11 protein-coding genes, 2 tRNA genes and 1 pseudogene are annotated in these 13,790 nt (G+C 50.6%); 3 read left to right on the forward strand and 11 right to left on the reverse strand.

From position 1 onward, the window contains the following. Positions 1-202: pseudogene (locus tag G9409_RS11965) on the forward strand (IS110 family transposase); the annotation flags it as partial. Positions 203-636: 434 nt separating this feature from the next. On the opposite strand, the gene G9409_RS11810 reads toward G9409_RS11965, so the two are convergent. From G9409_RS11810 to G9409_RS11860, 11 genes are all read right to left on the reverse strand, one after another. After that, positions 637-1,086, reverse strand: coding sequence for a hotdog fold thioesterase (locus G9409_RS11810; protein ID WP_166808951.1), 450 nt, complete (start codon positions 1,084-1,086; stop codon positions 637-639). Positions 1,087-1,118: 32 nt separating this feature from the next. Then, positions 1,119-1,191 (reverse strand) — tRNA-Gly (locus tag G9409_RS11815). A 7-nt stretch (positions 1,192-1,198) separates the two neighbouring features. Then, positions 1,199-1,275 (reverse strand) — tRNA-Met (locus G9409_RS11820). 78 nt (positions 1,276-1,353) lie between these two features. Next, a complete protein-coding gene (gene ispD, locus G9409_RS11825) occupies positions 1,354-2,085 on the reverse strand; it encodes a 2-C-methyl-D-erythritol 4-phosphate cytidylyltransferase (protein WP_166808952.1) in 732 nt (243 codons plus the stop codon). A 23-nt stretch (positions 2,086-2,108) separates the two neighbouring features. Next, the gene (queA, locus tag G9409_RS11830) at positions 2,109-3,149 is read right to left on the reverse strand and encodes a tRNA preQ1(34) S-adenosylmethionine ribosyltransferase-isomerase QueA (protein ID WP_166808953.1); all 1,041 of its coding nucleotides are present in this window, start codon (positions 3,147-3,149) and stop codon (positions 2,109-2,111) included. A gap of 117 nt (positions 3,150-3,266) precedes the next feature. Continuing rightward, positions 3,267-6,428 (reverse strand): beta-phosphoglucomutase family hydrolase, encoded by a 3,162-nt coding sequence (locus G9409_RS11835; RefSeq protein ID WP_166808954.1) that lies wholly within the window; start codon positions 6,426-6,428, stop codon positions 3,267-3,269. Between the two features lie 23 nt (positions 6,429-6,451). Beyond that, on the reverse strand, positions 6,452-7,714 hold the full coding sequence (locus tag G9409_RS11840) for a trehalose 6-phosphate synthase (RefSeq protein WP_166808955.1): 1,263 nt from the start codon (positions 7,712-7,714) through the stop codon (positions 6,452-6,454). Positions 7,715-7,865: 151 nt separating this feature from the next. Beyond that, positions 7,866-8,504: a dTMP kinase gene (gene tmk, locus G9409_RS11845; RefSeq protein WP_166808956.1), complete on the reverse strand. Its 639-nt coding sequence runs from the start codon at positions 8,502-8,504 to the stop codon at positions 7,866-7,868. A 29-nt stretch (positions 8,505-8,533) separates the two neighbouring features. Further along, positions 8,534-9,232: an SDR family oxidoreductase gene (locus G9409_RS11850; RefSeq protein ID WP_166808957.1), complete on the reverse strand. Its 699-nt coding sequence runs from the start codon at positions 9,230-9,232 to the stop codon at positions 8,534-8,536. Between the two features lie 11 nt (positions 9,233-9,243). Beyond that, positions 9,244-10,731 carry an amino acid permease gene (locus G9409_RS11855; RefSeq protein WP_166808958.1) on the reverse strand — a complete coding sequence of 496 codons (1,488 nt, stop codon included), beginning with the start codon at positions 10,729-10,731 and terminating at the stop codon, positions 9,244-9,246. A gap of 175 nt (positions 10,732-10,906) precedes the next feature. Then, positions 10,907-11,599, reverse strand: a complete 693-nt coding sequence (locus G9409_RS11860; protein ID WP_166808959.1) for a zinc metallopeptidase — start codon at positions 11,597-11,599, stop codon at positions 10,907-10,909. Between the two features lie 388 nt (positions 11,600-11,987). Here G9409_RS11860 and G9409_RS11865 point away from each other — a divergent pair, with 388 nt between their 5' ends. Beyond that, positions 11,988-12,800 carry a phosphate ABC transporter substrate-binding protein gene (locus G9409_RS11865; protein WP_166808960.1) on the forward strand — a complete coding sequence of 271 codons (813 nt, stop codon included), beginning with the start codon at positions 11,988-11,990 and terminating at the stop codon, positions 12,798-12,800. A 206-nt stretch (positions 12,801-13,006) separates the two neighbouring features. Further along, the coding region (locus G9409_RS11870; RefSeq protein WP_166808961.1) for a PstC family ABC transporter permease at positions 13,007-13,790 on the forward strand (784 nt) is incomplete at its 3' end.

The following is a 13,790-nucleotide window of genomic DNA, read 5'->3' on the forward strand; positions in this document are numbered from 1 at the left end:
GGCTTATCGGCAATTGCGAACCGAGATTCGGGGTTCGAACAAACATCTGATCGTCGGAATAGACATTGCCAAAGAGAAGCATTATGCGTTCATGGGTACGGCTAACGGTACGACTTTATGCAAACAATTGATTTTTCAGAACAACAAAGAAGGTTTTGACCTGCTGATAGCAAGAGCGGAGCTGTTACGGTTGAAGAACCAGTCCCCAAGTACACTGATGAACCTCTCAATCGTCTGAGTTTTTCCGCTAAACAGACTATCCAGCCAGTTTAGTCACTCCGGCAAACAGATGACACCTGTCTTGATCGATACCAGTGGAGTATCATATTCCCTTGGACCCCTCTGTTAATTGTTGTGAGGATTTTGATCACCTCTCCTCAAACCAATCGAGATTGATAGTGGAGCAGCTTCAAGGGAGGCGTCGTACTATCCTTCTCACTTTCTGCCCGTCAAGCGGGCAACCGGAGCTATGGTTCAACTCCTGCAAGAAGCGGTAAAACTTCTTCTACGCCATCCTCCTTCATCCAGCAGGCAAGCTGGTAGAGTGCGTTATTGCTGTTTTCCGGGTGAGGACTTGGGGAGGTGATTCCGTAAGGGATAAAGAGAGAGGGGAGACACTGAACGGTTGTTAACGATTCAGGCTGTTGGTGCTTTTTTCAGAACAGCTACGGTAAAGCGGCTTACACAAACCAGTTTACCCTCATCACTTTTTATTCTGATATCCCAGACCTGCGAGCTTCTGCCGAGATGAAGGGGGGTTGCAGTGGCATGGACAAAGCCGCTTTTGACCGGTCGGATATGGTTGGCGTTGATCTCCTGGCCGACAATGTAGAAGTGCTCGCGGTCAACAGCGTAGGATGCCGCAATGCTTCCAACAGTTTCAGCCAGGGCAAGGGATGCGCCTCCGTGCAGAATGCCGATACGCTGGATGGTGCGGTGGTCAACGGGCATTTTGGCGGTCATGAAGTCCGCTCCGATTCCGGTCATTTCAATACCGAGATGACGGGCCATCTGGCCTTCAATAATCTGGTTGGTGTTGATCTCCTCCAGAGTGACAGGTCCCTGAAAAATGGAAGAATGTGTCATGAGAGGGGGAATAAGAGTTTTTCCGGCAGATGAGCGGGTGACGAGATTCGAACTCGCGACATTTTGCTTGGGAAGCAAACACTCTACCAACTGAGTTACACCCGCTTTACCTTGGTGGTGAGAGAGGGAGTTGAACCCTCGACCTCAGGGTTATGAATCCTGTGCTCTAACCAACTGAGCTACCTCACCATTTTCCGGGCTGAAAATATACAACAGGAGTAATCAAAAAACAAGCACTGTGTGCTTTATTTGTTCTTTTTTGCGTGGTTACCGGCCGCTTGTAATCTGGCTGTAGATCGCTTCGGCAACAGGGATATCTTCGGGAGTTGTAATCTTGATGTTGTGATAACCGGTCTCTAAAATTCTGACAGGCTGTTCGGGAAAAAACCGCTCAACCAGTGCGGCATCGTCCGTTGCATAGTACCCTTCAAGAAGCGCCTGTTCGTGTGCCTGTACGAGCAACCCACTGCGAAATCCCTGTGGAGTCTGTACCTGCAGAAGCATACTGCGGTCAAGCGTCTCCCCGAAAAAATCCGGATCGGCACCGATATACTTGATGGTATCCTTGGGGCGGTTAGCCGGTACACAGGCACCAAACTGCATCGACAAACGGGCGATTTCGTCGATATCCCGGGGTTGAATGAATGGCCTGGCACCATCATGGACCAGAATGGTGTCAGGGGCTGAGCCTGATGCGCGCATCTCCGCCTCAATGGCCCTGATACAGTTGTAGACCGAATCCTGCCTCTCCTTTCCACCCTCAATAACCGCTTTCAGTTTGGTGAATCCCGATGCTGCGGCCATCTCCTCAAGTGTAGGGATGTTCTCCTCTTTTGTGGCAATATAGATCGCCGTGACGGATTTGGCCTGCTGAAAGGCACGAATGGTATGATGAATAACCGGATAGCCTCCGATCGAAAGCAGCTGCTTGCTCTGCCCCTCCTTGAGCTGCATTCGTTTTCCTATACCGCTGGCGGCAATAATGGCAAAGGAGTTCATGAGAAAGAGGGAAGTGCTTCCGGTTAATGGATGAACATGGCATCTCCGTATGCCAGAAATTGATAATCGCCCTTCAGTGCAGTTTTATAGGCTTCCATCAGCAAACGGTGTTCAGCAAAAGCGCTGACGGCCATAAGCAGGGTGGTTTCTGGCTGCTGAAAATTGGTCAAAAGCGCATCGGTTACCTTGAACTGGTAGGGCGGATAGATGAATTTGTCTGTCCAGCCCCTTCCGAATTTGATCTTGCCGTCAACCGTGGCATTGGCTTCGAGCACACGGCATGTCGTGGTTCCTACAGCAATGATCCGGCCGGTTTTGTTGACCTTGGTCTCATTGATCTCCATTGCCGTCTGGTAGGGAATATTGAAATATTCCGAATCCATCTTGTGTTTCGATACATCCTCGACCTCAATGGCATTGAAGGTGCTCAGACTCGGGTGGAGGGTGATGGGCAGGATTTTAACGCCGAGCTTCTGGATCTTCTGCAGGAGGGGCATGGTGAAATGCAGTCCGGCCATCGGAGCTACAACGGCTCCTGTCTGGCTTGCATAGACGGTCTGATAGTTCTCCTTGTCCGACTCAACAGGAGGACGGGTGAAGTAGGGCGGCAGGGGAATGTTGCCGATCCGTTCAACAAGGCTGAAGACATCGATCTCCGGATTGAGAAACCGTATGGTCCTTCCCCTGGAGGTGGTGTTGTCAACAACCTCGGCTACGACATCCTCCTCGAAATAGATTTTGTTTCCTACCCTCACTTTTCTTGCCGGATCAACGAGTACGTCCCAGAGTCCGGCCTCCTTGTTGAGTACCCTGAGCAGAAAGACTTCGATCTTGGCATCGGTTTTCTCTTTCTGACCGAATATTTTTGCCGGAAATACCCTGCTGTTGTTCAAAATCAGCAGGTCGCCTTTTTTGAAATAGGATACGATATCGTCGAACATCTTATGTTCAATATCCTTTTTTCTGCGGTTCAATACCATCAGCCTGCATTTGTCTCTGGGCTCGGTCGGCTGATCGGCTATTTTTGTTTTAGGCAGGGTATATCGAAAATTGGACAGGCGCATAAGGGGTCAGGCAGTATGTCAACGATTATGAAACGAATCAAAAAAAAGAAAATAAGGCTTTTTTACAGGCAAAAAAAACAATTACGGGGAGCGGTGCTTCCGCCCCCCGTCGGGTAATCATTTCGCCGAGTGGTAGGCAACTCCTTTTTTCAGTGTGATATGCTCTCCGGCAATGCAGGCCGGAATCGTACTCTCAGCTGCGTCTATCAGGGTTACTTCGACATTGTTTCTTGATATGGCGATAGTATAGCTGTTATTGCGGAAACAGACATTCAGGGTCAGTTTTTTCCACTGGTCAGGCAGGTTGGGATGGACATTGAGCTTCTCGTTGTAGAAGGAGATACCGGCAAAGTAACGGGTAACCGTATCAAGGGTTCCGGCCATGACACCGCAGTGAATACCCTCCTGGGTCGTCCCGCCCTGGGTATCCTCAATATCACTCTTCAGGGCTTCGGCAAACCATTTCCATGCCATCTCATGGCCGTCCTCAAGGTAGCTGGAGATAATGCTGTGGACAACCTTGCTCAGGGTGGAGCCATGACTTGTTCTCGGCTCATAGTAGGCGTAGTTGTTTCTGACCAGCGTAAAGGAGTCCGGCAGCCGGTAACCGATCTTTCCGAGCAGTTCGGCTACTTCACCCGGAGAGAGGGTGTAGAAGGTCATCAGTACGTCCGGCTGTTTTGCCACCTTGTAGAGATCGGGAGAATCGCCCTCGGCTTTCAGTATCCTGTCCATACGGTGGATGTTGCCGTATGTGGTCCGGTAGTGTTTCCAGTCCAGCTCCTTGAGGCCCATGTAGCCCTCGAACTGCTCGATAACCCCCGCTTCATCAATCAGGATATTGAGGTTGTTGCTGATATCACGCCACTGCTGAAGTTCGTCAAATCCGAGATGGATTTTCTCAATCAGGTGGCGGAGTATTGCCGGGTCGATTGTTTCACTGATTTCAACAGCTTTTCCGAGCAGCCATACCGTCATGATGTTGGTATAGGCATTATCCTTCAGTCCCTCCTTGCCGCTTCCGGGAAGGGTTTCATGGAACTCGTCCGGTCCCATAACGCCTTCGATATGGTATTTGCCGGTCTCGGCAGAGTGGTGGGCGATGGAGGCCCAGAACCGTGCAATCTCAAACATCAGCTCGGCACCGCAGGCATTAAGGAAATCGGTATCACCGGTATCGTAAATGTAACGCCAGACGTTGTAGAAAACCGCAATCGATACATGGCGCTGCATGCGGCTGAGGTCAGGTCCCCAGTGACCGCTTTTTGGATTGAAGTGGATGATCTGTGTATCCTCATGGCCGTCATCGGCGGTCTGCCAGGGGAACATGGCTCCCTTGTAGCCGTTCTCACGCGCATACTCCCTTGCGGCATCGAGCCTGTTGAAGCGGTACATGAGCAGCGCTTTGGAGATCTCGGGGAAATGTCGGTTGAAGAAGGGGAGAATAAAGATCTCATCCCAGAAGATATGGCCGCGATAGGCTTCACCGTTAAGCCCCCGGGCCGGCATACCGGCGTCAATTGAGGGGTTGTGGGGTGATGCGGTGCAGAGCATGTGATAGGTATGCAGACGGAGCAGCTTCTGACTGTAGCGGTCGCCTTCAATCTGGATGTCAGCCTTCTCCCAGATTTTTTTCCAGGCTGCGGCACTTGCTTCAAGCAGCGCTTCGAACGAGACCTCTTTTTCAACGGCCGCTCTGGCGGCTTTCAGTGCGTCTGTGCTGTTGTGGTCGAGAGAGGTATGAATGGTGACCAGTTTTTCAATGGTGCAGCTTTTTTCGGGTGTCAGATGGAGCTGGAACAGTTCGCCGATGTATCGGTTTTCGCTGATTACCGTGCGTTTGGGCTCAATCTGCTTTCCATGCGACAGAACCCGTGTTCTGGCAGCTGTAACAATTTCATAGTGAGAGACATTGGTACGAACATGCAGCAGCATGCTATTCTGGTCAGCGGCAGAGCCGACGTGATCAAGATGGTCACAGGAGAGTTCGCTGTATCGGGCAACTCCCTTGTTCTGGATCCTGCCATCAATCGCGGAGCGGAACTCGACGGTTGCACTGTAGTTGACCGGTTTCAGGGTGAACTTCAGGGCACAGCGGTGAGGGTCGTCCATGCTCGCAAACCGCCTGCTGGTGATTTTGGTTAGTCTGCCGAGATTGTCCTGTATGACCAGAGTTCTCTCCATGGTACCGTCGGAGAGCGACAGGTTCTGCTGATAGCTGAGGATTTTCTGCTCGAAAGGATCGATGAACTCACCTCCGCCGATTCTGAACTCCAGGGGCAGCCAGTTCGGTGTGTTGACAAAGTCGTTGTTGAAAATGGTCTGACCGTGTACATCGGAAGGGAGTTTATTGAAGATACCGGCAATATAGGTGCCGGGGTAGTGATGGTGTGATAGTGATGAACCTTCGTAGGTCCCCCTGACGCCAAGGTAGCCGTTGCCGGTTGAGGTGAGTGTTTCACGCAGCTTTTCATCCTTGGGGGAGAACTCGGTGTAGGTCAGATTCCACCCTTCATGTTCAAGCCCTCCGGTAAACCACTGCTCGATCTCTTCAATGGTTATTTCAGCCAGATCCCTTACAACAATATCGGCGCCGTTTTCCCTCAGCTTTCCGCCTTCAATATCACGGGCGATGCCGAGTACCATGCCGAAATTCCCCCTGGATCCCGCCTGAACTCCCGAAATGGCATCTTCAACAACAACGCACTCGTGAGGTTCGAGGCCAAGGTTACGGGCTGCGGTTACAAAAATATCAGGATTCGGTTTGCCTTTAAGGCCCATCACAATGGAGACCTCACCGTCTACACGGGTTTCAAAGAGATGTTCAAGTTTTGAGAGCTTCAGGATGAGCTGGCAGTTGCGGCTTGATGAGGCAATACCGATCCTGATTCCCTTTGCTATAAGATTGTTGATCAGATCAACTGAGGAGGTATAGACTTCAGGTCCCTCCTTGATGAGGATTTCGGTGAAGAGGCTGTTTTTACGGTTTCCGAGGCCGCAAACCGTCTCCTTTTCCGGATTGTCATCCAGTTCTCCGAAAGGCAGTTCAATGTCGCGTGAGGCAAGGAAGCTTTTGACGCCCTCCATTCGGGGTTTGCCATCTACATATTTGTGATAATCGTGAGCCGGATCAAATGGAACGTAGGGTTCGTTGTTGATTTCGGCATGGTTTTTCAGGAAAAAATTGAACATGGACTCCCATGCCAGACTGTGCACTTTTGCGGTGCCTGTGATCACTCCATCCAGATCGAAAATCGCGCCTTTGAAGAGGTTGCTCATACCTTTATGTAAAAATTATGTGATTATAGTGAAAGGAGCCCGAGAATAGTCAGCAGAATGTCAGGGTAGGGTACGGTAAAGCTGTTGGGGCAGATATCGGCGACGGTCTGCCTGAGCTTCTCATCCCTGGTTACAAAAACAGCCCAGACATCATCAAACATCTCCATTGCCTTTTTCAGCATCGGAATGTCCGAAGGGGTATCGCCGCAGACAAGATGGGGGCCCTTTGTGGTGACCATATCCAGTTTACTGCAGATAAATGCAAGACCGTCACCCTTGTCAAAATCCTTGATCGGAGCCTCTGCAGAGGAGCCATCGATAGTCAGAATGATCTCGATATCAAGCCCGGTATCCTCAATTCTGAAATTTCTGCCGCTCGGATCTATCTCCCGAACAACACCTTTGACCCGTTCAAGAAAAGCAGCGGATTCATCATCCTTGATTGAACGGCTGATATCCTGCCGGGCGATAGTGGTCTGGCCGAACTTGATTTGCAGGGCGGAACCGATAAAGTTGAATTTTTCGAAATTGGGGTCTTGCAGCAGCACCAGCATCCGGTCGTTCAGGAGGCGGATCAGTTTTTGCTTCTGTTCATCAATGGGGAAGCTGTTGAACTCTTCATTGAGATCAATAAATTCCCGTCCCTTCGAGCCGGCATAGACAAAGGTATTGCTCGGGTTGATCGAGACGTTGAGGATGCCGAAATCTTTAAGCGGAGCTGAGGTTATGATGATAGGGTAGCGGCAGCAGTTTTTGGCAAAACGGGTAAGGAATACCGAGTTATAGATCGGCTGAACCGAGGATCGGTATCGCCCGCAGTAGTTGTTGGTGGTTCCGTCCCGATCGGTAATGAAGGCGTTGAACTGTTTTCCCCTGAGTGTCCTGACTCCGTTGTTGACATAGGAGCGGAATTCCGGCATGAACTTGGCCAGGTAATCGATGAACTTGTCTTCACCGTATTCCAGATAGTAGATATCTTTCTGAAGCTCCCTGATCTCATAGGTCAGATCAACCTCTATCTGCTTCATGCCGTCAAGTCGAAGCAGACGGTGCCCTGTGTCATCATCAATATAGATGGTCTCCAGTGAGTAGAGCGCATTTTTCAGTGACTCTACACAGGTCTGCCCGACAACCCTCTGCTTGATGATGTTTTTGACAATCGGTTCCCGCAGTTCTCGAGTCTCTGCCTTGAGCTGGTAAAGCTCTTTCAGAGTTCTGATATCCTGCAAGGTAATCGAGGATGTATAGGTGCTCAGATGACGCTCTTTAAGAATACTCTCGTGCATGCGCGACCGGTGTATAAGGAGGTGACGGTTTTATAGTCAAGTGTACAGCAATCTAATCAAAAATCCGCTTAAAATCTTCAGAAAACTTTGATAATTAACACTCCGGGAACAATTGAATCCTCAGGCATTTGATCGCTGCCGGAGCTCGCTTTCAGGCTTGCAAACGATCATGCAGAAGTGCGATTATACGGCGGTGAATCTCTTCTGGTGCCTCAAGGGCATTCAGGCAGAGCATGCGTCCGTTGCTCTCTTTCAGGATGTCGAGGTAACCCTGGCGGACATTTTGATAGAATTCAAGTCCGGAGCGCTCCATTCGGTCCAGTTCACTGCTGTCGAATGCGAGAGGAATCGATTTTGCTGAAAATTTTCTGCTGATGGCCTCTTCCGGCTTGATATCAAGATAGAAGGTGATATCGGGGGTTATACCGCATGTTGAAATGGCAATAATAGAGCGGAGCAGCTCAAGGTCGATACCGCGTCCATATCCCTGATAGGCGGTTGTGGAATCAAAAAAACGATCGAGAATAACAATTTTATTTCCAGCGAGTGCAGGTTTGATGACCTCATGTATGAGCTCGGCCCTGCTTGCCGAAAAGAGCAGAAGCTCTCCGACGGGGCTTATTTCGTGGCGGCTTTCAAGAAGAATGAGACGGATTTTTTCAGCAACTTCGGTTCCTCCCGGCTCTCTGAGGGTCAGCACTTCCCGGCCACTGTCGGCCAGATAGCTGACCAGTTTTTTTATCTGTGTTGATTTCCCTGCACCGTCAATCCCTTCAAAGGTTATCAGCATTGATGTTAAAGGTGAATTTGATTTTTGAATTAACCCGGCTGACCGGTCGGGCGAATAAGGATTTCATTGACATCGACATGCTGTGGCTGGCTCACGGCATAGATGACAGCCCGGGCAATATCGTCGGGCTGAAGTTCCGGAGTATCGGGTTTCTGGATGTTGTCCCAGAACGGAGTGTCCACAACTCCCGGTTCAACCAGAGTTACCCGGACTCCTCTTCCCGCCATCTCGTTGCGGATAGCCTGGGCCATGCCGGTGACCGCCCACTTGGTGGCAGAGTAGAGGTTTCTGATGGAGGTGGTACGGCCGACCACTGAGCCGGTAACAAGAAAGTGACCCCTGGTTTTTACCAGTTCCGGCAGAGTCAGGCGGGCTGTTGCAGCGGCACCGAATACATTGACAAGCACCATCTCCTTCCACTCTTCAGCCTTATCTTCACCGCCGAAAAAGGTTGAGCCTTTGGAAAATCCGGCGTTTGCAAAGACCACATCCAGTCGTCCGAACCGTTCGAGAGTCTCTTGCAGCATCTTCTCTTGGGATTGCCAGCTGGAGACATCGCAGGTGACGGCAAGCGAGCGGCCGGAACCGAGTTCGCTCTGAAGCTGCTCCAGCTTTGCGGTGGAGCGGGCAGCAAGCACAACATTGAAGCCGGCTTCAACGGCACGACGGGCTGTCGCTGCGCCGATACCGGTTGATGCTCCGGTGATGAGAAAGATCTTGCGGTTCATGCTGCCTGCCTTTATCGGTTCAGGTTGTTCAGGGCACTGTGCTTTCGGCCATAGAAATAGTAGATCACCATACCGATGAGCAGCCACACAATGAGTCGTATCCAGTTCTCAGCAGGAAGAGAGAACATGAGCGTGAGGCAGGTCAGAATACCTGCAAGCGGCACAAATGGCACCAGGGGAGCCCTGAAGGGGCGTTCAGCTTCAGGATGTTTTTTTCTCATGATAAGTACTGCGCTGCAGACAACAACAAAGGCGAAGAGCGTGCCGATATTGACCAGTTCAGCAAGGAGGCGCAAAGGGAGCAGCGCACCGAGAAGGGCAACAAACGACCCGGTCAGGATGGTGGATTTCCAGGGTGTTCTGAACTTTTCATGAATGGCGCCGAAAAATGATTTCGGCAGGAGGCCGTCCCGGGCCATGGCCAGAAAGATTCTCGGCTGGCTGAGCATCATCACCAGCAGCACCGAAGTGATGCCTGTGATGGCTCCAAGGGAGATGACAAACTGGGCCCAGCCGATGCCGACCTGCTTGAAGGCATTTGAGACCGGAGCGTCAATACTGATAAGGTTGTAGGGAACCATGCCGGTGATGACTGCTGCTACAGCAATATAGAGAATGGTGCAGATGACGAGTGAGCTGATGAGGGCGATCGGGATATCTCGCTGGGGATTTTTAGCCTCTTCGGCATGGGTTGAAATGGAGTCGAAGCCGATATAGGCGAAGAAAATCATGGCCGCACCGGCAAGGACTCCGACCGGTGCTCCTTCAGGGCTCGCATCGCCGAGAATGGTCTTGCCGAAGATGGAGAGACCGGAATAGCCGAACGGAGCGAAGGGAGTCCAGTTTTCAGGGTGAACGTACATTGCGCCGAGCACGATGACGAGCAGCACGATGGCAACCTTGATGATAACCATCCCGGCATTGAACCGGGCACTCTCCCTGATGCCCTTGACAAGGATAACGGTGACGATAAAGGTGATGAGTACAGCCGGAAGATCCAGCCATGCACCGGTAAGGCTCATTACCCCTGTTGATGGATCAAAGTCAAGCGGTGCCTTGGCAAAGAGCAGGGGGACCCCGAGCCCGAATATGCCGATGAAATCCTGGAAGTAGTGCGACCATCCGTGTGCAACAGTTGCCGAGGCAACTCCGTACTCGAGAATCAGATCCCATCCGATTATCCAGGCAAACAGTTCACCCAGTGTTGCATAGGCATAGGTGTAGGCTGATCCGGCAACCGGCACCATAGAAGCAAACTCGGCATAGCAGAGTGCGGCGAATATACAGGCCAGACCCGCAAGGGCAAATGAGAGCGTTACCGCAGGCCCGGCTTTATCATGAGCAGCAACCCCGATAAGGACGAAGATTCCTGTCCCGATAATGGCGCCAACTCCAAGACTGGTAAGCGCAACCGGCCCAAGCACCCTGTGCAGCCGGTGCTCACTTTTCATCTCCTCAAGCAGAAGCGAGAGCGGTTTTTTACGAAAACTGTTTTTCAATGATGAACGGGGTTATGATTGAATTAAGGGCGCCTCTATTTATTGTCGTGAGAAGCCCGAGGATAAGGCGGATGGAGCACAGAAACCGGAGTGTACACGGAGTACATGAGGATTTCGAGCACCACCCAACGCAGTAATCGGGTTTCGGAATAAATAAATAGAGGTGCCCATAATTCTACGAGTCTCGGCGATTCATGATAGAGAGAAAGTAGACAAGCTGCATGATGGCCTGGGCGGCGGCGGCAACATAGGTAAGCGCGGCAGCATTCAGCACGGCGTTGATTCCTTTCATCTCGGCACTTGAAACAATTCCCTGAGAGACAAGAAGCTCTTTTGCCCTGCGGCTTGCATCGAACTCCACCGGAAGGGTAACCAGAGCGAAGAGTGCCGTTGCGCCGAAAAGGGCTATCCCGGCCCATGCCAGAGTGGTGCCAAGCGTGCCGGCAAGGAACATTCCGGCCATGAAAATAATCGGTCCGAGATTGCTGCCGATAGAGACAGCCGGAACCATGATTGAACGCAGTTGTAGCGGCATATAGCCTGTTTTATCCTGAAGTGCATGTCCGGCTTCGTGAGCGGCAACACCTACCGAGGCTATACTTGCCAGATTAAAAACCTCTTCGCTCAGACGAAGAGCCTTATGGCGGGGATCATAGTGATCGGAAAGCATCCCGTGAGTGGCTTCAACAGTCACATTACCGACTCCTCCACGTTCCAGAATACGCCGTGCGGCCTGTGAGCCGTTGACGCCGCTCTGGGTTGGCACCCGGGAGTATTTTTTAAAAGCGGATTTTACCTTGAACTGGGCCCATAACCCGAGAAGCATCGGAGGGAGGGCAAAAACAAAATAGAGCGGATCTAAATACATAGTGTCATTAATAGTTATCAGTTATCATATACAATGCAAAAAAACAATAAAACCTCAACATAAGTTTCTTGAGTCAAAATAGTGACTGAATATGCAACTGTCAAGCGTTATTGAAAAGAGTGAGCTATTCTTGTGGTGCACACCCTGTTATTTATTCTGCATGAATTACTCACGAGAACGGTTCAGGCAATAATCGTCTGATCTCACTTTTTAGCCCGGGAGTGTGTTGCTGATATTAAAATTTCAATGTTATCATGAAGGGAATTATCTTGAAGCGCGGCAGGTCATCTTCATCGTTTTAGCCGGTTTCATGAACCCTCCTGTTTCCGCCTGACGCTGTTTTGTGCTATGAAAAAGCTTTACATCATAAAAGAAACCCTTGTGAACCATGATAAAAAAATTACTGCTGCTTGGTATCCTGCTCTCTTTTTCTGCGGAAGCGGGATCAGCTACGCCTGTAAAAACTATTGTACTTGATGGTTCGACTACTGTCGGCCCGGTTGCGAAATCATTCGCGGCATATTTTACAAGAAAATACGGTGTTCGAGTATCGGTCAGCGAGTCGGGAAGCGGCAACGGAGCCAAAAGTCTGATCAACGGATCATGCACGATTGCAACACTCTCCCGACCAATGAAAGATGCCGAACTTGCCGCCGCAAGAACAAAAGGGGTAAATCCGGTTGCAACGGTTGTGGCAATGGACGGTCTGGCAATTGTTGTGCATCCCGCCAATCCGGTTCGTGCGCTGACAAAAGCCCAGATCAGCAGCATCTATACCGGACGTATTACCAACTGGAAGCAGATTGGGGGGCCAAATGCAAATATTGTGGTTATTCAGCGCGAATCCAACAGCGGTACAGCGGAGTCATTCAAGGATCTGGTTGTAGGCAAAGGGGTTCAGATCAAAGGGAGTGCCGAAACCCAGTCAAGCAATGGTTCTGTTAAAAGCAGAGTCAGTTCAACTCCTACAGCCATTGGTTATCTCGGTCTGGGCTTTGTAGACCGTTCAGTGAAAGCGGTTGCTGTTAATGGAGTGCTGCCTGATGTGAAAACGGTCAGGAGCGGCAGCTATCCCGTAGCAAGACCGCTCTACTTCTATACCAACGGTCAGCCGGCAGGAGTGGTCAAACAGTTTGTCGATTTGCCGAAAACAACAGCAGGCAAGGGTATGATAAGTGAGCTTGGTTTTGTTAATCGTTGATTATTATGATGTTTAGCCTATAGCTTGTTCGAAACGCCGGTGTTATAAGACAATACCGGCGTTTTTGTTCTGCACATTTGCGCAATTGTTGCAAAGTTGTAACATAAGAGCCTTTGGTTCCTTGCATGAAACCCTGTAGATTTGGACCTTTCCTGCTCAGTACAAGGTAGTGAGCAGGTTTTGGATGAAGTAAACATATCAATATTATGGCTGAAGAGAGCGTCGGGGAAAGGAGTCGCACCAACTCGTTTGTGGTAAGCAGCCGAAAACGAAAAATGCAGAAGGCAGTACAAACAGGAGGAGAGCTGGTTCTTTTGGTGCTGGCCTCCTTTGTGGCCGTTGTCGTTCTGTTTATCTTCTATTTCGTAGCCCGGGACGCCGTTCCATTTTTTCAGATTCGCGGTTTCAGTGAATTCTTTACGACAACCGAGTGGTATCCGGCTGATGACCCCGGCAAATTCGGAGCCCTTTCAATCATCTACGGCAGCCTGATGGTGACGCTCGGCTCGGCATTGATAGCCGTTCCGATGGGTATAGCTGCCGCAATATGTTTGAGTGATATTCTTCCGTTTTCGATACGCCAGTATGCCAAGCCGGTCATTGAGATGCTTGCCGCCATTCCGTCGGTTGCCTATGGTTTTTTTGCTCTTGTTGTTCTTGCTCCGCTTATGCAGGATAACGGCGGCCCTCTTTTAATGTGGGCATGGTGGATTATGGTGACCCCGTTCATGGTGCTTTTGGTTATTGTACTTGCTGATCTTCTGACCACGCGTATTGAAAACCCTGCAAAGCGCAAGCAGCTCAATGTAGCGCTTGCTGTGCTCTTTGCTCTTCTTGCCTCCCTTTTTCTCTATCGGGTCGGTACCCTTCTCCATGCCGTTGAGATTCTGACCGGTACCAATGCCTTGAACGTCTCCATCATTCTGAGTTTTATGGCACTGCCGACCATTGTCAGTGTTTCCGAAGATGCGCTTCAGGCGGTCGGGCGAG

Origin of the sequence: Candidatus Chlorobium masyuteum (assembly GCF_011601315.1) — a bacterium.
Lineage (GTDB): Bacteria > Bacteroidota > Chlorobiia > Chlorobiales > Chlorobiaceae > Chlorobium > Chlorobium masyuteum.

Bases quoted from the DNA above. Each gene is read 5' to 3' on its own strand.
- G9409_RS11810 (WP_166808951.1), bottom strand. From the start codon at position 1,086: ATGACACATTCTTCCATTTTTCAGGGACCTGTCACTCTGGAGGAGATC.
- ispD (WP_166808952.1), bottom strand. From the start codon at position 2,085: ATGAACTCCTTTGCCATTATTGCCGCCAGCGGTATAGGAAAACGAATG.
- queA (WP_166808953.1), bottom strand. From the start codon at position 3,149: ATGCGCCTGTCCAATTTTCGATATACCCTGCCTAAAACAAAAATAGCC.
- G9409_RS11835 (WP_166808954.1), bottom strand. From the start codon at position 6,428: ATGAGCAACCTCTTCAAAGGCGCGATTTTCGATCTGGATGGAGTGATC.
- G9409_RS11840 (WP_166808955.1), bottom strand. From the start codon at position 7,714: ATGCACGAGAGTATTCTTAAAGAGCGTCATCTGAGCACCTATACATCC.
- tmk (WP_166808956.1), bottom strand. From the start codon at position 8,504: ATGCTGATAACCTTTGAAGGGATTGACGGTGCAGGGAAATCAACACAG.
- G9409_RS11850 (WP_166808957.1), bottom strand. From the start codon at position 9,232: ATGAACCGCAAGATCTTTCTCATCACCGGAGCATCAACCGGTATCGGC.
- G9409_RS11860 (WP_166808959.1), bottom strand. From the start codon at position 11,599: ATGTATTTAGATCCGCTCTATTTTGTTTTTGCCCTCCCTCCGATGCTT.
- G9409_RS11865 (WP_166808960.1), top strand. From the start codon at position 11,988: ATGATAAAAAAATTACTGCTGCTTGGTATCCTGCTCTCTTTTTCTGCG.